Origin of the sequence: Pseudomonas sp. A6 (assembly GCF_052367875.1) — a bacterium.
GTDB classification, from domain to species: Bacteria; Pseudomonadota; Gammaproteobacteria; order Pseudomonadales; family Pseudomonadaceae; genus Pseudomonas; species Pseudomonas citronellolis.
In genome coordinates this window covers 4,013,386-4,037,306 of record NZ_CP198970.1, presented here as the reverse complement: position 1 = coordinate 4,037,306, position 23,921 = coordinate 4,013,386, and the positions used below count along the sequence as shown (strand labels likewise).

The window sequence follows — 23,921 nt, the reverse complement described above, 5'->3', positions numbered from 1 at the left end:
CACCCCGCGCCGAGATGCGGCGTATAACCGCGAACGGTTATACGCCCTACGAACTCGGCGGCTGACGCTGAACCACCTGACCGCTCCGAACGGCCCCCTCTCCCGCTTGCGGGAGAGGGCTGGGGAGAGGGCGCTCTTCCGCGAGTCTTTTCGTAGGAGCGAGCTTGCTCGCGAACAAACTCCGCTGCGGGGCTCGTTCGCGAGCAAGCTCGCTCCTACAGGGGTTATGGTGTGGGTGGGGTTGCGTAGGAGCGGATCTCATCCGCGAACCGCGCTGATACGTCCGGTCATCGCGGACAAGGTCCGCTCCGAAGAGCACTGGAGGCGCCATGGTTCGGGCGGCCCGGACCGCAAAAAAAATGGCGACCCGAAGGTCGCCCAAAACCACAGGTGCTGCTGCTCAGCGAACCCCGTCGCTGCGCAGGGCAGCCGGGGTGAATTTGGCGGCGGAGGAGGGTTCGCCGAAGCGGATCCAGCTCTTCTCCTGGTTCATCATGCCGCTGACCGCGTAACGGCCGGAGATCAGGTCATACAGGGACTCCAGGGCGTACCAGGGCACCTGCTGCTTGTAGTCCTGGGTCAGCATGGCCTCGCCCACGCGCCACAGCTGGCCGCGGCCGTCGTACTGGTCGGACAGGGCGATGCTCCAGGAGTCCTCGTCGACGTAGAAGCGGCGCTTGGCGTAGATGTGCCGCTCGCCCTGCTTCAGGTTGGCTTCCACCACCCAGACGCGGTGCAGCTCGTAGCGCGCCAGGTCCTGGTTGATGTGGCCGGCCTTGAGGATCTCGTCGTACTTGTGCTTGGGCGAGGCCAGCTCGTAGTTGTTGTAGGGAATGTAGATTTCCTTCTTGCCCACCAGCTTCCAGTCGTAGCGGTTGGGCGCGCCGTTGTACATGTCCAGGCCGTCGGAGGTGCGCAGGCCGTCCACTTCGGTGGTCGGGCTGTCGTAGGCCACCTGCGGGGCGCGGCGCACGCGGCGCTGGCCGGCGTTATATTGCCAGGCCATGCGCGGTTCCTTCACCTGGTCCAGGGAGTCGTGCACCAGCAGCACGTTGCCGGCCAGGCGTGCCGGCTCGGTCACCCGCGACTTGTAGTAGTACAGGAGGTTCTCCGCGTCCTTGGCGTCCAGGTCGGCCATGCCCTTGGGCACCGCCAGGTCTTCCTCGTAGCGGATGGCGGTGAAGCTGCCGCTGGTCTGCGGCGCGGCGGTGACCGAGGCGCGCAGGATGTTCACTCCGCGGAAGCGGGTGATGTGGTTCCACACCACTTCCAGTCCGTCCTTGGGAATCGGGAAGGCCACCCAGCGGCTGTCGGCGAAGCCCTGCAGGCCGTTGCCGCCCTCCACCAGGCTGGTCTTCAGCGCGCTGGTCCTGGCCGCTTGGTTGATGAAGTCGGGGACCACGGTGCTGCGGTGGGTCGGGTAGACGTTCATCTTGTAGTCGGGGTAGCGCTTGAACATCGCCAGCTGGCCTTCGGACAGCTTGGCCTTGTACTGCTCGACGTTCTGCGCAGTGATGGTGAACAGCGGCTTCTCGCTGGCGAAGGGGTTGCCGGGGAAGCCCTTGGCGTCCACCTCGGCGGCGTTCTGCGCCAGGCCGCCGGTCCAGGCCGGGATGCTGCCGTCGGCGTTGCCGGCCTTCTCCGCGCCCAGCGGGGTGAGGCTGGCGCCCAGCTTGGCGGCCTCCTCCGGGGATACCGCGGCCAGCACGCTGCCGGCCAGCAGGGACAGGGTGAATGCGCCGATCACTCGTAGTGCTTTGTTCATCGTTGAGTCCTCGCGGATCAGAAGTTCACGCCGACGCTGAACGCGAGGAAGTCGCGATCGATCAGGGTGTTGTAGTCGCCGCCGAAGAAGTTGGTGTACGACAGGCTGGCGGTGTAGGTGTTGCGGTAGTCGGCATCCAGGCCGAGGCTGATGGCCTTGGCGCCTTCGTTGAAGGTCGGGCCGTAGCCTTCCACGTCGTGGGACCAGGCGATGTTCGGCTTCAGGTTGATGCCGGCGATGGCGTTGCCGTAGTCGAGGATGCCGCGGGCGCGGTAGCCCCAGGAGGTGTTGGTGTAGAAGCCGTGAGTGTTGCCCGGCGCCCACTGGCCGTACTCGGGGGAGCGGCCGTAGCGCATGGCGCTGGTGGGTTCCAGGTCGCTCAGGTGGGTCAGGCCCAGTTCGCCCACCAGGGTCAGGCGGTCGGCGCCCATCACCTGTTCGAAGAAGTGGGTGAAGGTGGTTTGCACCTGGGTCATCGGCTTGCGTTCGTAGCCGTGGTTGTCGCCGCCGGGCACGTTGGGCATGTTCGGCGAGCTGGTCGCCGCGATCGGGTTGAGCACCGCCAGGGTGACGTCCGGCGTGCTGATCTGCAGCGGCATGTTCGGCCGGTAGCTGATCTCGCCGTTCCAGGCGGTGCCGGTGGGCAGGCTGGTGGCGAAGCTCAGGCCGTAGAGGCGGATGTCCTCGGGGTACTCGATGAAGTAGTTGCTGTTGCCCAGCACGGTGCTCAGGGCCATGCCCTGGACCAGCGAGGAACAGCCCGGGCGGCCACCGCAGGCGGCGCCGGTGGCGGCCAGGATGCGCCCCAGCGAGGCGAGGGTGGCGCCGTTGGCGGTCTGGCTGCTGTAGTAGGGGTTGCGGCTGTGGTAGTTCATGGCGTAGGCGCCGTATTCGACGTCGTCGGTCATCCAGCGCAGGGCCAAGCCCCACTGGCCGCTGTCGCCCGGCTCGCGGTCGCCGCTGCGCGGCAGGATCACCCCTTCGTCGTTGGCGATGAAGCCCTGGCCGGCGGCCGCGGCAATGGGTTCGAACTGCGCCATCAGCGCGCCGAAGCCGGGGGCTGCGTTGTTGGCGTTGTTCAGGTTGCAGCCGTGGGGGACCACGTCGGTGCCGAAGAAGGTGCCGCAGTTGTCCAGTACCGTCTTCTCCCACTTCAGCTGGTAGAAGCCCTCGACGGACAGGCTGTCGGTCACGCTCTGCGACAGGTAGAACATGTTCACCGGCAGCAGCGCTTCCTTGATCTCGGCGCCGGGGCGGCGGATGGCGGAGACGTCGATGGGGTTGATGCTGTTGATGCTGTTGGGAATGAAGGTGCTCTCGCCCCAGCTCACCACCTGCTTGCCCAGGCGCACGCTGCCCGGCAGGTTCTGGATGTCGTAGTTGTGGTAGACGAAGGCGTCGAGCAGCTGCGCGCCGGAGGAGCGGGCGCCCTTGTCGCGGCCGTCGTCGTCGATGTCCTTGAACGGCCGGCTCTCGTCCTTGAGTTCGAAGTCGTACCAGTACTTGCCGCGGACGAACAGGCCGGTGTCGCCGTACTTCAGCTCCAGGTCGTGGATGCCCTTGAACAGCTTGGAGAAGGTCTCGCCCTTCTCGAAGTTCAGGCGGCCGTCGTCGGTGGTGTGGGTGGCGGTGTTGCCGCCGTTGTTGTAGCCGATGAAGTCCTGGTGGGGGCTCTGGGTACTCCAGCTGGCGCCGATGGACAGGGAGGAATCGAACTGCCCCTCGATCTCGCCGATGTTGAAGTTGACAGCCTTGGCGGGGGCGGCCACGCCCAGGGCGACGGCCAGCGCGAGCAGCTGCGGTTGGAAGAATCCAGGTCTTGTTATTGTTCTCATGAAACGCTCCAGTGCAGGGGGTGGAAGACTGCAGGCACAAGCTATGTGGAGCGCCGGGGGCGGATAAGCGCGCGAAAGTACGAGTGGCGTGTCGGAAGAAGGTATGAGTCGTGCTGTGGCGCGGGTTTCAGCGGGGTTCAGCAATGCGATGAATGGTCCTTCATTCACTGGTTCGGTGGGGCGTGGGAATCGTCTGAAGGAATTCCCCGTGGCAACGCGCGCACCGGGCCAGGGCCCGGTGCGTTCGCAGGTCAGAAGGGCGCCCGCGGGCGCTCGGATCAGATGAGGTAGCCGCCGTCCACCGCCAGGCTGATGCCGGTGGTGTAGCTGGAGGCGTCGCTGGCCAGGTAGAGCACGGCGCCGGCCATTTCCTCGGGGTTGGCCACGCGCTTGAGCGGCACCCGCTGCAGGATGCCGTCGAGCACCGCCTGGTTCTGCACCAGGGCGGCGGCGAACTTGGTGTCGGTGGGCCCCGGCAGCAGCGCGTTGCAGCGGATGCCGAAGGGCGCGCATTCCTTGGCGAAGACCTTGGTCATGCTGATCACCGCGGCCTTGGTCACCGAGTAGATGCCCTGCAGCTCGCCGGGGCTGATGCCGTTCACCGAGGCGACGTTGATGATGCTGCCGCCGCCTTGCGCCTGCATCAGCTTGCCGGCTTCCACCGACATGTAGAAGTAGCCGCGGATGTTGACGTCCACGGTCTTCTGGAAGGCGGCGACGTCGGTGTCCAGCACGTTGCCGTACTGCGGGTTGGTGGCGGCGTTGTTGACCAGGATGTCGAGGCGCCCGAAGCGTTCGCGGATCCAGGCGAAGGTGGCCTGGATCTGCTCCGGCTCGCCGATGTGGCAGGCCACGGCGCTGGCCTTGCCGCCGGCGGCCTGGATGGCTTCGGCCACCGCCTGGCAGCCCTCCAGCCGGCGGCTGGATACGATGACCTGGGCGCCCTGGCGGGCCAGCAGGTGGGCGATGGCTTCGCCGATGCCGCGGCTGGCGCCGGAAACGAAGGCGACCTTGCCGCTGAGGTCGAAGGGGGCGGGTGTGGACATGGGCTGCTCCGGGAACGGTTGCGAAAGGGGCCGGCCACCGCCCCCGGTCGGATCAGGAGGCGCGTCTAAGGGCGGGGCCGGCCAGGCGAGGATAGGCAGCGGGGCGGTGGGGCGATATCGCTCGGAAGTGCGATCAGGATGATGAATGGGGATGATGGGGCCGGCATGTGGCGTGCCGGCCCCGGCTGGCGCCTCAGGCCTGCTCGCGGGCCGGCAGCATGGCGCGCAGCACGCCGTCGCGGCGCACGTGGTGGTGCCAGATGGCCGCGGCGGCGTGGCCGAGGATGAGGGCGAAGAGCAGGTACTGGGCAGTGACGTGGAAGGCCTTGGCCGCCTCGCGGGCGGCATCGGACAGCGGCAGCGGCGGGATTTCCACGAGCCAGAACAGGTTCACCGGGCGCTTGCCGAACAGCAGGCCGGTGAGCGGCATGAGGATCAGCAGCGCATAGAGCAGGGCATGGCCGGCCTTGGCGGCCAGCAGCGTGAGGCGCTCGTCGGCCGGCAGCAGCTGCGGCGCGCCATGGCGGGCGCGGACCAGCAGGCGTGTGACGGTCAGCGCCAGGACGGTCAGGCCCAGGGATTTGTGCAGGATGAACACCCCGCCGACGCCGCCGAGCAGGCCGGCGAACAGGTCTTTGCCGTAGGGCAGGGCGATGATGGTCAGCACCAGGAGGGCGCTGAGCCAGTGGAGGGTGATCTGGGTGGGGGTGTAGCGGGCTTGGGTCACGGGGGTTCCTCTTTGCGGACGCTGACCTTGCCTAGGGGGCTTGGGTCGGGTCGTTTTTCGTGGGAGCGAGGGAGGGTAACTGAAGGGGGTGGGTGTTATGGGGGGGAAGGCGTTGCAATTTGTTGTGAGGGGATTGGTTGTGAGTGGAGTTTCCTGGGGAGCGTGGGTGTTTGGGGGAACTCCGTTCCCTCTCCCCAATCCTCGGTTGTGCGCCCCGCCCTGAAGGGAGAGGGGGCTGTCCCGAGCGACGTGTCGGTCAGGCACCATCCTCACACCCCTAACCTCACCCCCGTCATTCCCGCGAACGCGGGAATCCAGAGACTTTTGGGTTGGGGGTTTGGTGTAGCGCGCCGCTCCGAGTGCGTTGATGTTTCTTGTTTCGCCCCCTCGGGCGAGTCCCTTTTGTCAAACGGTGGAAGGCCACCCCCGCAAAAAGGAACCAAAAAGGCTTGCCCCGACATACGGGCCCGATAAAGCCGGGCTACCCTCACGAATTCCCCCGCCACGGAGGCCCGCCCCGAGGGTACGTCCCTGTAGCCCGCGGGGCTCTCGCGACATCCATGTCGCATGACCTCCTGAGCGCCGGTTTCGCTCGGCCTTCTGAAGGGGCGTTTCGGTGCGCTCGGACGTTTCTCTGGAAATCCCAAGAGCGAACGCGCTTTTGCTTTTCGTAGGAGCGAGCTTGCTCGCGAACCCCACAGCCACTGGGTTCCCGCGTTCGCGGGAATGACGAGGTGGAGTTAGGCGTTTCAGGATGACTCAGGATTTTCCCTTCGCTCAGGACAGCCCCCTCTCCCGCTTGCGGGAGAGGGTTGGGGAGAGGGCGCTCTTACCCCCAGCACCTACGCCACCGGGAAATACTGTTCGCGAGCAAGCTCGCTCCTACGAAATGCGAAATGCGAAATGCGAAAAGCGAAAAGCGAAAAGCGAAAAGCGAAAAGCGAAAAGCGAAAAGCGAAAAGCGAAAAGCGAAGAGCAGCGCTAGAACCCGCTCTCCCGCATGAACACCGCCGCCAGGTGCATCAACCCGTCCGCCAGCAAGCTGCGGCGCTGGCCTTCGATCTGCAGGTGGCCGCGGGTTTCGTGGAGGTTCGGTGGGGCTTCGTCCAGTTGCACCAGCACGTGGAACAGCGGGCTGCTGGGCACCAGTTGGTCGCCGTGGGGTTGCACCGCCAGCGGGCCGCCGTGGCGGGAGGCCAGGGCCGGTTGGCCCAGCTGGCCTATGCGCGTGGTGCCTATCTGCAGGACCTTGCCGGTGATGGCCCGGGGCACGCCCTCGGGGTAGAAGCGCACCGCGCTGCCTTCGCCCAGGCGCTGGATTTCGTCGGGGCCGACGTAGGCGTCTACCTGCCAGCTGCGTGGGTCGATGAGTACGCCCAGGGGCTCGCGGGTGCCTATCCACTGGCCGCTGCGCCAGTCCGGGTTCAGGTCCAGCCACTGGCCGGCGAAGGGCGCCTGCAGGTTCAGCCGGGCGATTTCCGAGCGGGCGGCGCGGGCTTCCTGGAATTGCACGCCGTAGCGCTGGCGGGTGGCGGCTTCCTCGGCCAGGCCGGTGGGGTCGGCCAGCAGGCCGGCCAGGCGGGCGCGGTAGCCTTGCATGCTGGCTTCGTTGCCGGCCAGGCGGATGGTGATGTCCGGCTGGTCGAGCACCACCAGGGTCTGCCCGGCCTGCACCGGGCCGGCCTTGCGCACTTGCTGCAACAGCGCCGGGAAGGGCGCGTAGAGGCGCACCTGGTGCTCGGCGCGGGCCAGGCCCACGGCGTGGATCTGGCTGCGCCAGGGCACCGCGACCAGCAGCAGGGCGGCCGCCAGCAGGAGGAGGAACAGGTGGCGGCGGCCGCGGCGCACTTCGCCGCGGTGTTGCCACCAGTGTTTCAGTTCGCGCCAGATCGGCTGCACGATGAACCAGGAGATTTCCACGGCAAAGAGAAAGATCCCGAGCAGTTTGAAGAAGAACAGGTAGACGGTCACCGCGATGCCGAGGAACAGCACCAGGCGGTACACCCAGGTGATCATGGCGAAGGCCACCAGCAGGCGCCGCTGGCGCGCCGGGAAGGCTTCCGGCCAGGCTTCGTCGAGCCCCAGCAGGTTGCGCCGCAGGGTGACCTTGGCCAGGGCCGTGGCGCGTTCGTGCAGGTTGGGGAAGTCGAGCAGGTCGGAGAGGATGAAGTAGCCGTCGAAGCGCATGAAGGGGCTGGCGTTCAGCGCCAGGGACAGCGCCCAGCTGGTGGTGGCCAGGTAGAGCAGGGCGTTGCGCAGCGGGCCCGGGTCGCTCAGCGCCCAGCCCAGGGTGGCCAGCCCGGCCAGGCCCAGCTCGGTGAGGATGCCGGCGCTGGCGATGGCCAGGCGTTGTTTCGAGTTGCGCAGCTTCCAGCTCTCGCCGGTGTCGGTGTAGAGCATCGGCCACATCACCACGAAGGCGATGCCCATGTGCGCCACCTTCAGCCCCAGGCGCGTGGCCACCAGGGCGTGGCCCATTTCGTGGAGGGTCTTGGCCACCACCAGGGCCAGAGCGAAGCTGAGCAGGCCCTCGGTGGAGAAGGACTCCACCACGTCGTGGCGGAAGGTGTCCCACTGGTGCGCCACCAGGACGATGCCGAGCAGCCCCAGGCCCACCACCAGCACGCCCATGAAGGGGTGGAACAGCCAGCCCAGGGCGCCGGCCAGGCGCCGCAGGTGGCGTTGCGGGTGCAGCAGCGGGATGCGGAAAAACAGGTAGTGGTGCAGCCACCATTTCCAGGTCAGGAACTGGTTGCCCTCGCTGGCCTCGCGCAGGCGTTCCAGGGCCTGGGCGCCGGGGCGCACCAGCTGGTGGCGTTCGAGGAAGGCGCGGAAGCCCAGCACCTGCTCGACGTCGGGCTTGAGCGCGGTCTGCTCGGCGATGTCTTCGGCGATGCGCCGCGGCGTCTGCTCCCAGCGCAGCAGGCATTCGAATTCCAGCCAGCCGATGCGGAAGAAGCGGTTGGTGACGTTGTCGTGGATCACCCAGGCCGGTTCGCCGTCGGCATTGCTGCCGGCCTCGGCGATGTCGAGGTCGTCGCGCAGCGGCGGCGTGGGCAGGTCTTCGGCGGCGGCGTCCATCACCAGCCGGTCCAGGCGCGGGCGGCGGCCAGCGGCCGGCGCAGCAGGTAGTAGCCCAGCGGCACGCGCTCGCCATAGAGCTTGGCGGTGCCGTGCAGGCCCAGGCGGGCGTGGGCCGGGGCGCCCTCGACGCTGGCCAGCAGGCGGTAGGAGGCCACGCCGTCGTCGCCGGGGCGCGCCTCGTAGCTGGTTTCGAGGATTTCCCCGTGCAGCGGCGAGAGCGGGTAGGCGGTGAGGAACAGGGTGACCGGCGCGCCGCTGTCCAGGGCGATGGCATCGGCCACCGGCAGTTGGATGCGCATGCCCGGCTGGCGGGGATCGGCGACCTGGAGGATGCGCTCGCCGGTGACCACCGGCTTGCCCAGCCAGTCGTTGGGGTCGCTGTACACCGCCACCCCGGCGCGCGGCGAGAGCACCGTGGTGCGCGCCAGCTGCGCCTGCACCGCGGCCAGTTCGGCGCGGCGTTGCCGCGCGGTGCCGTTGAGCACCGCCAGCTCGCCCTTGCTCTGCGGGTTGTCGAAGGCGCGCTGGCTGGCGGCCAGCAACTCGGCGTCGGCCACCGCGACTTCCTTGGCCAGCACTTCGGCGCGGCTGCGCAGGGTGGTTTCGTCGAGGGCGAACAGCGGGGTGCCGACCTCGACGCTCTGGTTCGGCCGCACCAGCATGCGGGCGATCACCCCGTCGATCGGCGAGCTGATCACCTGGGCGTTGCGCGACACCACTTCGGCCGGGGCCAGCGCGGTCTGCCGCACCGGCACCAGCAGCATCACCGCCAGCACCGCCACGCCGAGCAGCAGCTGGCGCCGGCTGGGGCGCCAGAAGCGCAGCGAGCGCGGCTTGCCGAAGGCCGCCCAGCAGTGCGCCCAGGTCTGGAACACGCCCAGCAGCAGGTTCTCCACCGAGGGCGCCGGGGCTTCGTCGAGGAGGAACACCAGCAGCCCCAGGCGCTGGCCGTGGCGGTCATGCAGGGGGATGACCCAGAGCCCGCTGGGCCACCACTCGGCCCAGCCTTCGGCGATGTCCTCGGGCACTTCCAGGGATTCGCGGGGCAGCCAGCGCGGCGCGGCGTCCGTCACCTGGCCGCTCAGCCAGCGCCCGGCGCGGCGCAGCCAGACCAGGTAGGGCGAGTCCTCGGTGGGCCGTGCCAGGCCGGAGATGCACAGCAGCTCCAGCTGCTGGCCGTGCTGGGCCAGCACCAGCGCCTGGTGGAAGCGCAGCAGCGCGTAGAGGTCGTTGGCCATGGAGAAGGCCAGGGCGTTCAGCGACTCCGCGGCCAGGGCGCGGTCGCGCAGGTTGGCCAGGCTCAGCAGCAGCTGGGGTGGCGGAAACATCTCGCTCATGGCTGCCTACTCTTGCGCGTCGGGGAAGCGCGCGGTACCGCTCATGCCCGCGATCAGTTCAGGATAGGCCGCATCCAGGCGCGCCTCCAGCTCGACGGTCTGGGCTACGGCGTCGACCCGCGCGTTGATGGCGCTGACCTTGGCCGGATAGCGCTTGCCGGTCTCGTGGATCTCCACTTCCACCGGCATGCCGGGCTTGAGCTGCGGCAGCAGGGTGGAGGGCACGTTCAGGCGTACCTTGAGCGCGCCGTCGCTGACCAGGTCGAACAGCGGCGCGCCGGCCTGCACGGTCTGGTACGGCTTGACGTAGACCTTGGCCACGCGCCCGGCGAAGGGCGCCTGCACCTGGCAGTAGCCGGCCTGGGCGCGGGCCAGGGTGAGGGCGCCCTCGGCCTTGCTCACCTCGGTGGTGGCCATGGCCACTTCCAGTTCGCCGGCGGCGTCGAGCTTCTGCAGGTTGCGCTTGGCCGCCAGGTTCTGCCGGGCCATGCCCAGCTCGGCGGCGGCGACCTTGGCGCGGGCCTGCACTTCGACGCATTGCAGCTGGGCCAGCAGGGCGTCCTTGCCGACCTTCTGGCCGAGGCTGGCCTTGAGTTCGTCGAGGGTGCCGTTCATCTGGCTGGACAGGGTGGTTTCCAGGTCCGACACCAGCAGCACGCGGATGGCGTTGGGTTCGTCGCCGGCGGCAGGCGGCGGGAGGGCGGGATCGCCGTCGGCGGCGAACGCCGACGGCAGCAGGGCGAGGAACAACAGCGGCAGGAACGACAGGCAAGGCTTACGGCTGTGCGGCATTGGCGCTTCCTTCGTGGCTGCTGGAGGGGGCGTTGCTGGAGAGGTTGCTGCCAGAGAGGTTGCTGCTGGGCAGGCTCACGCTGCTGGCGGTGAGCAGGTTGCTGCCGCTCTCCTGTTCGAGGGTGCGCTGGATTTCCCGGGCCAGGGTCTTCACATCGTGGTTCTCCACCTTGTCCGGCAGCACGGCGAAGCCCACCGAGTTGTACAGCCGGCCCCAGGCGGCCTGGGCGTCGGAGTAGGCGGCCTCGCGCTGGTAGCGCGAGAGCAGGTAGCGGCCCTCGGCGCGGATCAGTTCCAGCTCGGTGCCCAGGGCGGCGCTGCGGGCCTTCTGCGCGTAGTCCAGCAGGCTCTTGTCGACGCGCAGGCTGTCGTCGGCGAATTCCACTTCCTGGCGCGCCAGCTGGTAGCGCAGCAGGCCGACGCGGACCTGGGTGAGGATGGCCATGGACAGCGCGGTGCGGCGCATGTCGTCGGTCTTGGCCTGGGTTTGCTGGGCGGTGTTCAGCGCCGGGTACTGCAGCAGGCGCAGCAGGTTGATGGAGACCTGCACGCCGGTCTCGTTCCAGTGGTTGTTGTACAGGTACTTGTTGGAGTCGTACTGGTAGCCGTAGTTGACGCTGACGTTGGGCCACAACTGGGCCTTGGCGATCTTCAGGTCGTTCTCGTCGACGCGCTTGCGGTACCACTCCTCCATGATTTCCGGGCGGTGCTGCAGCGACAGCTGCTCCAGCTTCTCGACGTTGCTGGTGACCAGCGGCAGCGGCGGCTCGCTGGTGTCGGCCAGGAGCATCTTCGAGTTCGGCGGCAGCGACATCAGCGCGGCCAGCTCGGCGCGGGCGAACTCCAGGTCCTGGCGGCGCACGGTGAGCATGTACACCGAGTCGAGCAGGGCGCGCTGGTAGGCGAGGATGTCCTGGCGCGGCAGCAGGCCCTGGTTCTCGGCCTCGCGGGCGGCGGTGAGGGCGCGGTGGGTGCGCATCAAGAGGTTGTCCACCTCCGGCAGCAGGCGCTGGGCGCCCAGGGCCCGCCAGTAGGCGTTGCGCACGTCCTGCATGACGTTCTGCGCCACGCGCTCGCGGCGCTCCTCGGCCATGTGGATCTGGTCGGCCTTCTGCTGGGTGCGGTAGTAGGCCACGCCGAAGTCCAGCAGGCTCCAGGACAGGCCCAGGCTGTCGATGTCGCGGTAGCGCTCCTCGGAGGTGGACGGACGCAGGGACACCTGGCGGTCCTGGATGCCGATGGAGGTGCCGCCGGAGTCGTTGTTGCGCCCGGCGTAGCCGGCCGAGGCCACCAGGCGCGGCAGCATCTCGTGGGCTGTGACGTCGCGCAGGTCGGCGGCCAGGGCGCTTTCCAGCAGCTTCAGGCGGTAGTCGAGGTTGTATTTCAGGGCCCGCGCCGCGGCCTCGTAGAAGGTGATGGGCGCGTTCACCGGCTCCTGCTCGCGGTACATGCGCGCCTGGTCGTCGATGACGCGCTGGCGCATCTGCTGTTCGTCGTAGGGTTTGGACTCCATCAGCGAGGAGCAGGCGCCAAGCACGGTGCTGACGGCGATGATGGCACTCAAGGCCTTGAGGCGTTGTCCCGGCATAAGCGTTCCTTGTTGTTCCATGCGTGTTCTTTTCTGTCGATCCCGATTCAATTCGCGCTCCCCCTGCGTTGCGCGGCATCGCGGAGCTGTTGGCGGAAGCCGCGGGCGGTCTGCGCGGGCTTCTCGGCGGCCGGCACCAGGTCGCTGGCGCGCGGCGCCCAGAGCGAGGGTTCGCTGAGCAGGCCATCGGCGCTGAGGTTGGCGCGGCCGTGGCGGCCGTCGATCCAGGCCCTTTCCCGTTCGCTGGCCTCGCGGCTCTCGGCCACCGCCTGGGCCACGTACTGGCCGGGCACCAGGCCCAGGCCCGCGCCGATCGAGTCCGCCTCGACCTCGGGGGTGAGGAACAGGTCTGCGCGGTTGCCGTCCACGTGCCACATGGATTGCATGAGGCGCTGCTCGATGCTCTCGACTTCCGGCAGCACGAAGATCGCCGGCTCCAGGCCCAGGCCGGGGGCATTGCGCTGGCCGTCGCCGGGGCGCTGGCCGAAGTAGGGGCCGGCCGGCGGCTGGATGTAGGGCGAGGCGATCTCCAGGGTGATGGTCAGCTCGGCCTGGTCGGTGGCGCCGGCGAGGTCGGCGACGGTGTAGGTGAAGACGTCCTGCAGCACCCGGCCCAGGCCGGCGGCGGCGAGCACCTCGGGGTTGGTCTGGTCGATGCTGTAGGTGTAGCTGCCGTCGGCGTTGAGGGTGAGGAAGCCGTAGCGCCCGGCCAGCACCTGGCCGACGCTGCCGGCCGCGCCGCTGGCGTTTTCCGCGCCGACGCGCACACCGACCACGGTCAGGCGGTCGCCGCCGTCGACGTCGCTGTCGTTGGGCAGCACGTTGCCGCTGGCCTGGGGCGCGACCACCTGGTCGCTGGCGGTGTTGCTGTCGTTGCGCGCCACCGGGTTGTCGTCGGCGCCCTGGATGGTCACGGTCAGGCGCGCATCGGAGGTGGCGCCGGCGGTGTCGCGCATGCGGTAGGTGAAGACTTCGCGCAGGGTCTCGCCGGCGGTGCGCAGGGCCTGCACCACCGGGTCCGCGTTGTTCACCTCGTAGCGATAGCTGCCGTCGGCGTTGATCACCAGGGTGCCGTAGCGGCCCTGCAGCACGCTGCCGGCCGCGGCCACGGCGCCGGTCTCGCTGCTCACCCGGAGCACCTGGCGCGTCTCGCCGTTGGCCAGGCTGTCGACGTCGGTGTCGTTGTCCAGCACGTTGCCGGTGGGGTTCACGCCCGGGGTGGCGTTGTTCACCCCGCCGGCCTCCACGGCGATGGCGGCGTCGTCGTGGGCGATGGGGGTGTCGTTGGCGCCGTGGATGACGATGACCAGCTGGGTGCTGCTGGTGAAGAACCAGGTGTCCGCGATGGTGTAGGTGAACACGTCGGTCAGCGTCTGGCCCGCGGTGCGCAGAGCCTGCACCTCGGGGTTGGCGTTGTCCACGCGGTAGCTCCAGCTGCCGTCGGCGTTGAGCGTCAGGGTGCCGTAGCGGCCCTGCAGCGGCGTGCCGACCACGCCGTCGGGCGGGGTGCTGGTGTCGGTGCCGGTGCGGATTTCGGTGACGGTCAGCGGGTTGTTTTCCAGGTCGGTGTCGTTGTCCAGCACGTTGCCGCCGGGGTCGACGCCCGGCACGTTGTTGTTCAGGCCGCCGGCCTCGGTGGCGTCGGCGCCGTCGGGGTTGGCCACGGGCGGCGAGTTGAGGCCGAACACCACGATGTGCAGCTGGGCCAGGTCCACCAGGCCGCCGCCGTCGCGGACTTCGTAGGTGAAGTAGTCGCTGAGGGTTTCCAGCAGGCCCAGCTGCTGGACGATGGGGTTGCCGTTGTCGACGTGGTAGGTGTAGGTGCCGTCGGCGCCGATGATCAGTTGCCCGTAGAGGCCGTCGATGATGGTGCCGTTGGCATTGCTGGTGCCTGGGCTCACCGCCACCAGGGTGCCGCCGGCGCTTTCCTGGCCGCTGCGGATGCCGCTGACGTTCTTGCTGTCGCCGGCGTCGACGTCGGTGTCGTTGTCCAGCACGTTGCCGCTGGGGTCGAAGCCGTCGCTGATGTCCGGTTTCGCCGCCAGGGCCAGGTCCAGGTCGTCGTTGGCCACCGGGGTGTCGTAGGCGCCGCGGATGGTCAGGGTGAGCTGGGCGATGTCGCTGGCGCCGGCGGTGTCGTGCATGCGGTAGCTGAAGGTCTCGACCAGCGTCTCGCCGGCCTTCAGCGCCTGCACCCGGGCATCCTGGTTGTTCAGCACGTAGCTGAAGGCGCCGTTGGCGCCGATGGTCAGCGTGCCGTACTGGCCGCTGATCACCTGGCTGCCGCTGACAGTGGTGAAGGTGCCGCCGGCGGCCTCGGTGCCGGTGCGGATGCCGTCGACCGTCTTGCTGTCGCCGGCGTCCACGTCGGTATCGTTGGTCAGTACGTTGCCGCTGGGGTTCACGCCCGGGGTGCCGTTGTTCACCCCGCCGGCCTCGACGGCCTCGGTGCCGTCGTCGACCGCCAGCGGGTTGTCGTTGCGGCCCTGGATGGTGATGGTCAGGGTGGCGGTGGTGGTGGCGCCGGCCAGGTCGCGCAGGGTGTAGGTGAAGGTTTCCTGCAGGGTGTCGCCGGCGGTGCGCAGGGCCTGCACCAGCGGGTTGGCGTTGTCCAGCACGTAGCTGAAGCTGCCGTCGGCGTTCAGCGTCAGGGTGCCGTAGGTGGCGGTGAAGGCGCTGCCCACGCTGCCGATGCTGGAACCCTGGCGGAAGCCGGCCACGCTGAGCACGTCGCCGGCGTCCACGTCGCTGTCGTTGCCGAGCACGTTGCCGGTGGGGTTGCTGCCGGACGTGCCGTTGTTCAGGCCGCCGGCCTCGATGGCGGTGGCGCTGTCGTTCTGCGCCACCGGGGTGTCGTTGGCGCCGCTGATGGTGATGCTGAGGGTAGCCTGGTCGGTGGCCAGGGCGGTGTCGATCACCGTGTAGGTGAAGGTGTCGACTAGTTGGTCGGCGCTGCTGCGCAGGGCCTGCACCCGCGGGTCGCTGTTGTCCAGGCGGTAGCGGTAGCTGCCGTCGGCGTTGAGCGTCAGCCAGCCGTACTGGCCGCGCAGTTCCACGCTGAGGCTGCCGGCGCTGCCGCTGCCGCCCTCGGCGCCGGTGCGCACGGCGCTGACGGTGGTGGTCTCGCCGTTGCCGGGGGAGTCGACGTCGCTGTCGTTGACCAGCACGTTGCCGGTGGGGTCGACGCCCGGCTGGTTGTTGTTGATGCCGCCGGCTTCCACCGCGGCGGCGCTGTCGTCGAGGGCCACCGGATTGTCGTTCTGGCCGTGGATGACGATCAGCAGGAAGGACGGGTCGGAGAAGCCGTCCCTGCCGTCGGTGAGGGTGTAGGTGAAGCCTTCGAACAGGCGGTCGGTGTCCAGCCGCAGCGCCTCGACGTCCGGGTTGGCGTTGTCCAGCGCATAGCTGTAGGTGCCGTCGACGTTGATGGTCAGGGTGCCGTAGGTGCCGACGATGACCGTGGGACCGCTATCAGACAGCGGCGTGCCGTTGACCGTGTCCACGGTGATCGGGTCGCCGTCCGGGTCGAAGGCCAGGGTGGTGATGTCGCCGTTGGGGTCGCTGCCCGGGCTTGCGTTGTTCACCCCGCCTTTTTCCACGGCGGTGGCCACCACCACCTGGGCCACCGGCGGGTCGTTCACCCCGCGGATGGTGATGACCAGCTGGGCGCGGTCGGTGAGGCCCTCGGTGTCGGTGATCTCGTAGGTGTAGATGACCTGGATGGTCTGCCCGGCGGCCAGGCCCTGGATGGTCGCGTTGTCGCTGTTGACGTCGAAGGTGAAGGAGCCGTCGGCGCCGATGGTCAGGGCGCCGAAGGAGTCCGGGTCGGTGACCTGCGCGCCGTTCTGCTCGGCGTAGGTGGCCTGGATCACGGTGCCGTTGCTGCCGGAGGTGCTGCCGGCGGCCACTGCGGTCATGCCGGGGGCGGACAGTTCGGTGGCCGAGCTGATGCCGGTCACGTGCAGGTTGCTGCTGGGCCGGTCGATGCGGTCGACGTCGGTGTCCACGCCGTTGCCGCCGGGCTGGGTGATCGGCCCCGGACGGCTGGGGAAGAGGATGACGTTGCCGCTGGGGTTGCTTTCCAGCGAGGGGTCGTTGGTGGCGGCGGCCTGGGCCACGGCCTGGTCGTCGCTGGCCACCGGGTTGTCGTGGGCGCCCTCGATGGTGATGCGCAGCTCGGCCAGGTCGTTCAGGCCGCCGGCGTCGGTGACGCGGTAGGTGAAGTATTCGAACAGTCGGTCGCCGACCACCAGGCGCTGCACCGCGGTGTTGTCGTTGTTGACCACGTAGGTGTAGCTGCCGTCGGCGTTGATGGTCAGGGTGCCGTAGGTGCCGGTGATGACCGTCGGGGTGCCGTCGACGACGTTGGTGATGCCGCCGGAGGCCGATTCGCGCAGGTTGCGGATGCCGGTGACGGTCCTGGTCTCGCCGTTCTGGTCGACGTCGGTGTCGTTGTCCAGCACGTTGCCGCTGGGATCCACCCCCGGGGTGCCGTTGTTCACTCCGCCGGCTTCCACCGCGGTGGCTTCGTCGTTGACGCCCACCGGGGAGTCGTTGGCGCCGTGGATGGTGATGGTGAGGGTCGCAGTGCTGGTGGCGCCGGCCAGGTCGGTGATGGTGTAGGTGAAGACTTCCGTCAGGGTGTTGCCGTTGAGCCGCAGGGCCTGCACGGTGGGGTTGTCGTTGTCGACGATGTAGGTGAAGCCGCCGGTGCTGGAGATGACCAGCCCGCCATAGGCCCCCTCGACGATGCGGAAGCTGTTCGGCGGCACCCCGGCCTCGGCTTGGCCCTGCAGCCCGGCGCTGAGCACCCGCAGGACATCGTTGTTGGTGGCGACGTCGACGTCGGTGTCGTTGCTCAGCACGTTGCCGCTGGGGTTGGTGCCGGGATTCTCGTTGTTGGTGCCGCCGGCCTCGACGGCGCTGGCCGTGTCGGGGTTGGCGATGGGCGCGTCGTTGACCGGGTCGATGATGATCTGCACCTGGTCGGTGTCGCTCAGGGCGTCCTGCGGGTTCTGCCCGGGGATGCCGTCGTTGTTCGCGTCGCCGAAGTTGCCCTGGTCGTTGGTGAGCATGGTCAGGGTTTCGCGGTCGCGGAAGGTGTTGAAGTCCTGGTTGCCCTTGTAATAGACCTGCGACAGCAGGATGTTCAGCTGCTGCAGGGTGCCGGTGAGCACCAGGCTGCCGCTGGCGCCGCCGGGCGGCGTATCGTTCGGCCCCGGCGCGGTGGCGCTCTGCCAGAGCACGCCGTGCTGCACGCTGAGGGTGATGCTCAGGATGCCGTTGCCGGCGTCGGAGTCGGCCACGGCCAGCCCGGTCAGGTGCAGCACCGTGTCTTCCTGGCCGTGCTGGCCGGCGATGGTGTTGATCGGCGCCTCGTTGATGTGCACGTAGCCGGCGTCGGCGGTGCCGCTGGCGCCTTCGCCCAGGGCGATGCTGACGTTGCCCAGGCCGCTGGCGCTGGTGCCGGTGTCGGTGTCGATGCGCACGTGGAAGCGGTTGCTGGCGCTGAGCTGGACGCTCTGCGGCACCACGATCAGGTAGTTGCCGGCCGGCAGCAGGGCGAACTCGTAGTGGCCGCTGGCGTCGGTGAGGGTGCTGAACACGCGGTCGTCGCCGTTGCCGAAGATGCCGTCGGCGCCGGCCCAGGTCAGTTGCACGGTCAGCCCGGCGAAGCCGGTGCCGTCGGGCGTGGTGCTGTTGTCCGCCGACGGGGTGTCGTCCCACAGGGTGCCTTGCACCAGGCCCAGGCCGGCTCCTTCGCTGAGCACGTAGTTGTTCAGCCCGGCCGTGCCGTCCTGGCCGGTGCGCTCGCCGTCGCCGCTGCCGGCGGCGCCGGGCAGCGAGCCGCCCCAGCCGCCGGTCTCGAAGCTGGTCGGCAGGCTGGTCCAGGTCAGCACCGCCGCGCTGGACGCATCGTCCGCGACCACGGTGTTGGGCACGGTGACGGTGTAGATCACCTGCACCTTGTCGCCCACCGCCAGGCGCTCGAAGTCGACGGAGATGGCGCCGTTGGCGCTGACGCTGACGCCCGCCGGCAGGTTCGCCAGGTCCAGCGCCGCGCCGTTGATCAGGATGCTCTGCACCTGGTAGTTGCTGCCGTTGGGGAACTGGTCCTGCAGGTGCACGTTGTAGGCCGGTATCTCGCCGTTCTGGGTGAAGCTCACCGATACCGTGGTAGCGGTGGTGCCTACGCCCGGCTGGATGTCGATGACCTGCTTGTCCAGGCCGCTGAAGCCGGGCTCCACCACGCGTTCGAAGATGATCTCGCTGGTGCCGCGGTCGACGTCCTGGCCCGGCAGGCCCACGTGCTCGAAGGCCTGCACGCCGAGGGCGGCGCTGCTCTGGTTGCTGGCCACGTTGGTGACGCGCACGTTGAACTCCAGCACCACGCCTTCGATGTCGTTGTCGTTGATTTCGGTGTTGGTCAGGTTGCCCAGGTTGAAGGTCACCGTCTGGGTGCCGTCGGGGTTGGTGACGATGCTCAGGTTGCCGGGGTTGCCGTCGAACACGCCGCTGGGCACCACGCCGCTGAGGTCGGCGTTGATCGCCTGGGCCACGGCGCTGTTCTGGTTGCCCTGCATCCAGACGCTGCCGCTGCTGACCAGGCTGCGGTCGCTGGACAGGCCGTCGAGGTTGCTCGACACCAGGGCGATGAGGATGTTGTTCAGGTCGGCGGGAATCAGCTCCAGCCCGGCGGCCAGCTCGATGCGGATCTGGTAGTCGGGGTTGTCGCCGGCGGGCACCAGCACCACCACGCGGTAGCGGATCACTTCGCCCACCACGACGTTCTCGCTGAGCCCGGAGGTGTCCGTGGCGCCGCTGCCGTTGGTGGCCGGCGGGGTGTCCTGCACGCCGCCGACGCGGGAGATGCGGATGCCGTTGCTGACCGGGAAGGGCAGGATGGAGTCGAGCCGGTAGTCGTTCAGGCTGCCGCCGTCGAGCACGCCGTCGGCGCCGCTGCGCTCGCCGGCGTTGGCGCCGTCGAGGCTGGTCCACTGCACCTGGGCGACGTTGTTGAACACCGCCTGGCCGGCGGCGCTGGCGTTCACCGTGCCGCGCAGGTGCAGGACGATGCTGCCGCCCTTGGCGATGTCGATGTTGGCGCCGCTGGCGGTGACCAGTTGGCCGCCCTGGATGACGAAGTCGACGCCGCCGTTGTTGGTGGCGCCGGAGTAGATGACGCCGGTGATGGTCACGCCGTCCAGCTCGCTGGGCAGGGTGTCCAGCAGGCTGATGTCGAAGGCGGCGTAATCGTTGGCGCCGTTGCCGTTGCGCAGGGTGATGGTGAAGTCCACCACGTCGCCTTCCTCGAAGCCGACGAAGTCGGGGACGGTGTCGACGGTCTGGGTGATCTGCAGGGTGGGTTCGCGCACCGTGATGGTCGGCGCGCCGCCGCTGAGGTTGACCTGGCGGTCCAGCGGCGTGGCGCCGTTGGGCGTGTCGCCGTCGGGGTCCTGGTAGTGCAGGTTGGCGCTGTTCTGCAGCGACTTGTTGGCCTGGTTGCCGATGACGTTGCTGACCACCAGTTGCACGCGGATGACGAAGGTGTTGTTGCCGGTGTTGTTGTCCGCGCTGGTGGCGAAGGCGCTGAAGCTGAAGCGCGCGTCGACGCCGTCGGCGCCCAGGGTGCCGCCGACGCCGGCGACGCCGCTGATCACCACGTTGCCGGCGAAGTCCTGGGCCAGGCTGCCGCCGCTGCCGGCGGCGGTGAGGATCAGTTGGTAGCCCTGGCCGCCGTTGAAGCTGGTGTCCAGGCGCATGCCCGGCGGGATCAGGTCGTCGATGCTGAGGTTGCCGGTGCTGCCTTCGGGCAGGCGCACGACTATGTCGTAGAGCATGCTCTCGCCGACCACCAGGTTGCTGCCGGTGGTGTGGGCGGCGCTGGAGTCGCCGTCGTCCAGGCTGCCGCCGGCGAAGACCTTGCTGATCACCGGGGCGGCGACCTGCTGGTTGGCCAGTTCGGTGAGGTCGGCGCCGGGGAGGAAGTCGCTGCCGCCCTCGACGCTGGCGTAGTGGGACAGGCTCGCGGTGCTCTGCAGGGTGCGGCTGGCGGCCACCGCGGTGTTGACGGTGACGTCGTAGGTGATGACGACGATGTTCTGCCCGCTGTTGTCGGCGGCGGTGCCGGAGCGCCCCGGCAGCAGCGAGGCCACGGCGCCGGCGTCGAGGAAGGTGATGGTGTTGCCGGAGACGCTGTAGTCCACGTTCAGCTGCAGCAGGGTGCCGTCGCCGCGGTAGATCTGCAGGTTGGCCGCGGCCAGGCTGCCGCCGACGAAGGCCAGGTCCGGCGGCAGGGTGATGCTGGTGACCACGTCGAAGGCGCCGCCGCCGCCGCTGTTCTCGATGGCGGTGGCCAGGCGCAGGGTGTCGCCGGCGTCGATGCCGCTGACGTCGCCATCGATCGCCGCAAGGTCGGTGACGTTGCCGCTGAAGGGCTTGCCGCCGGTGCCCGGCGCGGTCCAGGTGCCGCTGGTGCCGGTGACCGTGCCGTTGCTGCTGGAGACCACGCCGTGCTTGATGTCCAGCACCGGCTCGGCGATGGACACCACTTCCTCGACGTCCGAGGAGATCAGCGGCGTCTGGTCGATGGTGGTGGTCTGGCTGGACTGCGCGAGCACGTCCAGGGAACGCTGGTCGGCGAAGGGCTGGTCGCCGACGCGCAGGGTGAAGGTGACGACGATGCGCCCGCCGGCGGTCTGGCTGATCTCGTAGTCGCCGAAGTCGAACACGATCGAGTTGCCGGGGCCGACGGACACCGTGACCGCCCGCGTCGGGTCGCTGTCGCCGGCGCCGAAGTTCCACTGGTTGACGCCGTTGCCCTGGACCAGGTTGCCCAGGGCGCTGACGTCCAGCAGCGGCAGCGGCAGGTAGGCGGTGAGCTTGAAGTTCTCGTAGTCGCCGGTGAGCAGGTCGTAGGACAGCTGGAAGGTCACCAGGTCGCCCGGGCGCAGTTCGCCGGAAGCCGGCGGGGTGCCGCCGTTGACCTGGACGATGTCGATATCCACCTGGCTGGTGGCGATGCTGCTGCTGGTGCTGGAGCCGTCGCTCTGGATGCCGCCGAGGTTGATCACGTCTTCGAGTACGGTGGCGGTGACGGTGGCGTCGTTGCCGAAGCTGTCGCCTTCGTTGATCTCGCTCTGCGGGTAGCTGGAGGTGTAGGCCTGGTCGATGAAGGCGTTGTAGCTGATCACCGCGGTGGTGGCGGCGGTCTGCACATTGTCGAAGGCCAGGTCGCCGAACAGCGCGCCGAGCAGTTCCGAGGCCTGGCGCAGCGACTCGCCGATGTCGATGACGATGCTGGTGGTGCCGTCGGCGTTGGCGGTGGCGGTGTAGAGCAGGTTGATGGTGCCGCTGGCGCCGTTCTGGCTGAGCGTCATGGTCAGCGGGCCGGTCAGCGTCTGGCCGTCGGCGAGGGTGTCGGTGATGGTGAACTGGCCTTCCTGGAGGATGTTCTCGCCGAAGGCGAAGTAGTCCGACAGGGCCACGTTGAGCACGTAGCGCAGGGTGTCGCCCGGGCTCAGGCCGGCGGTGCCGACGTCGGTCTGCAGCACCGCCTGCTTGTACAGGGTGATGGACTTGGCGACGAACTCGCCGCCGGTGCCGTCGCCGGTGGCGCTGAAGTCCACGTCGGTTTCCGGCGGCGTCAGGTCGCGCGGGTCCAGCGGCGTCCACTGGCCGGTGGCGCTGGGGGCGCCGAAGTCGATGTTGACCGCGTTGCCGGTGGCGGGGTCGAGCACGGCATTGCCGTCGGCGCCCACCTCGGGCACGTAGAAGGTCACGGTGGAGGTGGCCGGCGCGCTCAGGGTCGCGTAGGTGATGCTGTAGGCAGTGATGAAGATATTGTCGTTGGCGATGGCCGCGGCTATCGCCGTCGGGTCGGTCAGCACGCTGCCGTCGCGCAGGGTGATGGAGGTCAGGGTGCCGCCGGCGCCGGGGGTGATGGCGGTGACCTGGACGTCGCCCGGCACGTTCTGGGTGACCACCACGTTGTGCAGGGTCTGGCCGCTGGCCGGGGTGACGGTGACCGTCTGGTTGTGGGTGAAGTTGGGGCCGGTGGCGGTCTCGCCCTCGGTCATGTCGAGGTTCTGGGTGAGGTCGACGAGGGTCGGGTGGATCACCAGCGGGTGCAGCGTGGCTTCCACCAGGCTGGGGTCGACCGTGGGGTTGTTCAGCGAGTCGTTGCCGTACTCGAAGCCGCCGCGGGCGCCGATGGTCAGGTCCGGGTTGCCGCCGGTGAGGCTGGTGTCGGCCAGGTTGCTCAGGCTCGCGGTGATCTGCAGGGAGATGGTCGGCTGGTCCTGGGACACGCTGGCGTAGGGCACCTGCAGCACCACCATCTGGTCGCCCGGGCGCATGCCGACGCTGGCGGCGGTGATCACCAGCGGGTTGCCGTCGGGGCCCTTGGCCAGCGGGTGGGTGGCGTTGCCGTTGGCGTCGAAGGTGATGACGTAGCTCTTCACCGTCTGGCCCAGGTAGGTGGCGCTGACGAAGCTGATGCCGTCGTCGCCGTCCTTGCCGGTGGCCGGCAGGAACAGGTCGACGTAGGGCGCGTAGCCGACCTGACTGGAGGCGTTGTTCAGGTCGACGGTGAAGGTGAACTGGCCGCCGATCAGCACGTCGCTGTCGGGCATGCTGATGCTCACCGTCGGCGCGGCGTCGGCCAGCAGGCCCTGGAAATGGTCGAGGGTGCTGGCGGACAGGGCGATGCTCTTGTCGAGGTCGCCGTGGCGCACCTCCAGGTTCCAGTCGCCGCCGGCGGCGCTGGCGCCCGTGGCGTTGCTGGAGGCGCCGACGTCGGCGCCGGTCCATTGCGCCAGGCGGTCGACCAGGGCCTGGCCGGCGCTGCCGGCGCCCACGGCGCAACCGTAGAGCTGGATGTCGGCGCCGGCGTCGAGTTCGCCGCGCCAGTTGTTCAGGGTGCTGCCGAACTGGTCGAGGTTGGCCGCGGTGAAGGTCTGGTTGCCCAGGGTGAACTGGCCGGAGGCGCCGTGGGAGAAGATCTGGATCGAGTCGACCTTGCCCAGCTGCGCCAGCGCCGCGCTGATCGCCGCCAGGGCGTCCTGGCCGGCATCCACCACCAGGGTGGTGACGTTGGCGGCGAGGTTGGCGGTCAACTGCTCGCGGTTCTCCACGCGGCTGTCCAGCACCACCAGGGTGCGCGGCTGGCCCGGGGCCTTGGCCGCGGCGGCGTCCGGGGTGCTGGGGGTGTGGCTGGCGTCGGCCTGGTCGGCGTGGTCGGTGGCGTGGTGCTGCTGGTCGGCGGCGGAGGCGGCGGCGCCGTCGAAGAGGATTCTGGGTTCCAGTGCCAAGGCCTGGCTGCGGGGGCGGAATGCAGCGATCGGACGGCTTGGTTTCGACATTTCCATACGAATACCCACATCAGAAATCAGCGATCGAAAAACAACGCCCGGACTTCTAACGCGAGCTTTCTCTGGCCATTAGCCTAGCCAGGAATCGTGAATTTGCTCAGTTTTGTTACATCAATTTCTTAAGGAAGTTTCTGAGGTATATGCACCGTACGAATTAATGCTCCCGGCAGTATTTCATGACCCAATGGTCATGATTCCTCAGACGCTCTAGAACGCCTTTTCCTGCTGTGCAGCCGCGCTCTGGAAACAGCCATGGCCCGGATGTATTCATTTTGTGACAACCGGCTTCGAAGACGAAAACAACGCTGGGCGGGCAGGCGGGAAAACCCGCTGTGATGCCTTGGTGATTTCATATTGCCATTGCCTTTTCCAGCG

The 23,921-nt window shown here is 68.5% G+C and carries 9 protein-coding genes; all 9 read right to left on the bottom strand.

Annotated features, from left to right (window positions below):
* Nucleotides 1-400: 400 nt before the first annotated feature.
* Nucleotides 401-1,765 (bottom strand): DUF1329 domain-containing protein, encoded by a 1,365-nt coding sequence (locus ACTWJ5_RS17680; protein WP_074979360.1) that lies wholly within the window; start codon nucleotides 1,763-1,765, stop codon nucleotides 401-403.
* A gap of 17 nt (nucleotides 1,766-1,782) precedes the next feature.
* Nucleotides 1,783-3,600, bottom strand: coding sequence for a DUF1302 domain-containing protein (locus tag ACTWJ5_RS17675; RefSeq protein WP_074979358.1), 1,818 nt, complete (start codon nucleotides 3,598-3,600; stop codon nucleotides 1,783-1,785).
* Nucleotides 3,601-3,878: 278 nt separating this feature from the next.
* Nucleotides 3,879-4,646 (bottom strand): SDR family oxidoreductase, encoded by a 768-nt coding sequence (locus tag ACTWJ5_RS17670; protein ID WP_043271625.1) that lies wholly within the window; start codon nucleotides 4,644-4,646, stop codon nucleotides 3,879-3,881.
* A gap of 193 nt (nucleotides 4,647-4,839) precedes the next feature.
* A complete protein-coding gene (locus ACTWJ5_RS17665; protein WP_253409230.1) occupies nucleotides 4,840-5,373 on the bottom strand; it encodes a cytochrome b in 534 nt (177 codons plus the stop codon).
* Between the two features lie 981 nt (nucleotides 5,374-6,354).
* The gene (locus tag ACTWJ5_RS17660) at nucleotides 6,355-8,454 is read right to left on the bottom strand and encodes an HlyD family efflux transporter periplasmic adaptor subunit (protein ID WP_444436214.1); all 2,100 of its coding nucleotides are present in this window, start codon (nucleotides 8,452-8,454) and stop codon (nucleotides 6,355-6,357) included.
* A complete protein-coding gene (locus ACTWJ5_RS17655) occupies nucleotides 8,454-9,794 on the bottom strand; it encodes an efflux RND transporter periplasmic adaptor subunit (RefSeq protein WP_444436213.1) in 1,341 nt (446 codons plus the stop codon). Before ACTWJ5_RS17655 ends, ACTWJ5_RS17660 begins: the two co-directional genes overlap by 1 nt.
* A 6-nt stretch (nucleotides 9,795-9,800) precedes the next feature.
* Entirely contained in the window at nucleotides 9,801-10,586 is a 786-nt protein-coding gene (locus tag ACTWJ5_RS17650) for an efflux RND transporter periplasmic adaptor subunit (protein ID WP_444436212.1), read from the bottom strand.
* Nucleotides 10,570-12,174 (bottom strand): TolC family protein, encoded by a 1,605-nt coding sequence (locus ACTWJ5_RS17645; protein WP_256511448.1) that lies wholly within the window; start codon nucleotides 12,172-12,174, stop codon nucleotides 10,570-10,572. Before ACTWJ5_RS17645 ends, ACTWJ5_RS17650 begins: the two co-directional genes overlap by 17 nt.
* A gap of 47 nt (nucleotides 12,175-12,221) precedes the next feature.
* On the bottom strand, nucleotides 12,222-23,543 hold the full coding sequence (locus ACTWJ5_RS17640) for a VCBS domain-containing protein (protein WP_444436211.1): 11,322 nt from the start codon (nucleotides 23,541-23,543) through the stop codon (nucleotides 12,222-12,224).
* Nucleotides 23,544-23,921 lie beyond the last annotated feature (378 nt).

Bases quoted from the DNA above. Each gene is read 5' to 3' on its own strand.
- ACTWJ5_RS17680 (WP_074979360.1), bottom strand. From the start codon at position 1,765: ATGAACAAAGCACTACGAGTGATCGGCGCATTCACCCTGTCCCTGCTG.
- ACTWJ5_RS17675 (WP_074979358.1), bottom strand. From the start codon at position 3,600: ATGAGAACAATAACAAGACCTGGATTCTTCCAACCGCAGCTGCTCGCG.
- ACTWJ5_RS17670 (WP_043271625.1), bottom strand. From the start codon at position 4,646: ATGTCCACACCCGCCCCCTTCGACCTCAGCGGCAAGGTCGCCTTCGTT.
- ACTWJ5_RS17660 (WP_444436214.1), bottom strand. From the start codon at position 8,454: ATGGACGCCGCCGCCGAAGACCTGCCCACGCCGCCGCTGCGCGACGAC.
- ACTWJ5_RS17655 (WP_444436213.1), bottom strand. From the start codon at position 9,794: ATGAGCGAGATGTTTCCGCCACCCCAGCTGCTGCTGAGCCTGGCCAAC.
- ACTWJ5_RS17650 (WP_444436212.1), bottom strand. From the start codon at position 10,586: ATGCCGCACAGCCGTAAGCCTTGCCTGTCGTTCCTGCCGCTGTTGTTC.
- ACTWJ5_RS17645 (WP_256511448.1), bottom strand. From the start codon at position 12,174: ATGCCGGGACAACGCCTCAAGGCCTTGAGTGCCATCATCGCCGTCAGC.
- ACTWJ5_RS17640 (WP_444436211.1), bottom strand. From the start codon at position 23,543: ATGGAAATGTCGAAACCAAGCCGTCCGATCGCTGCATTCCGCCCCCGC.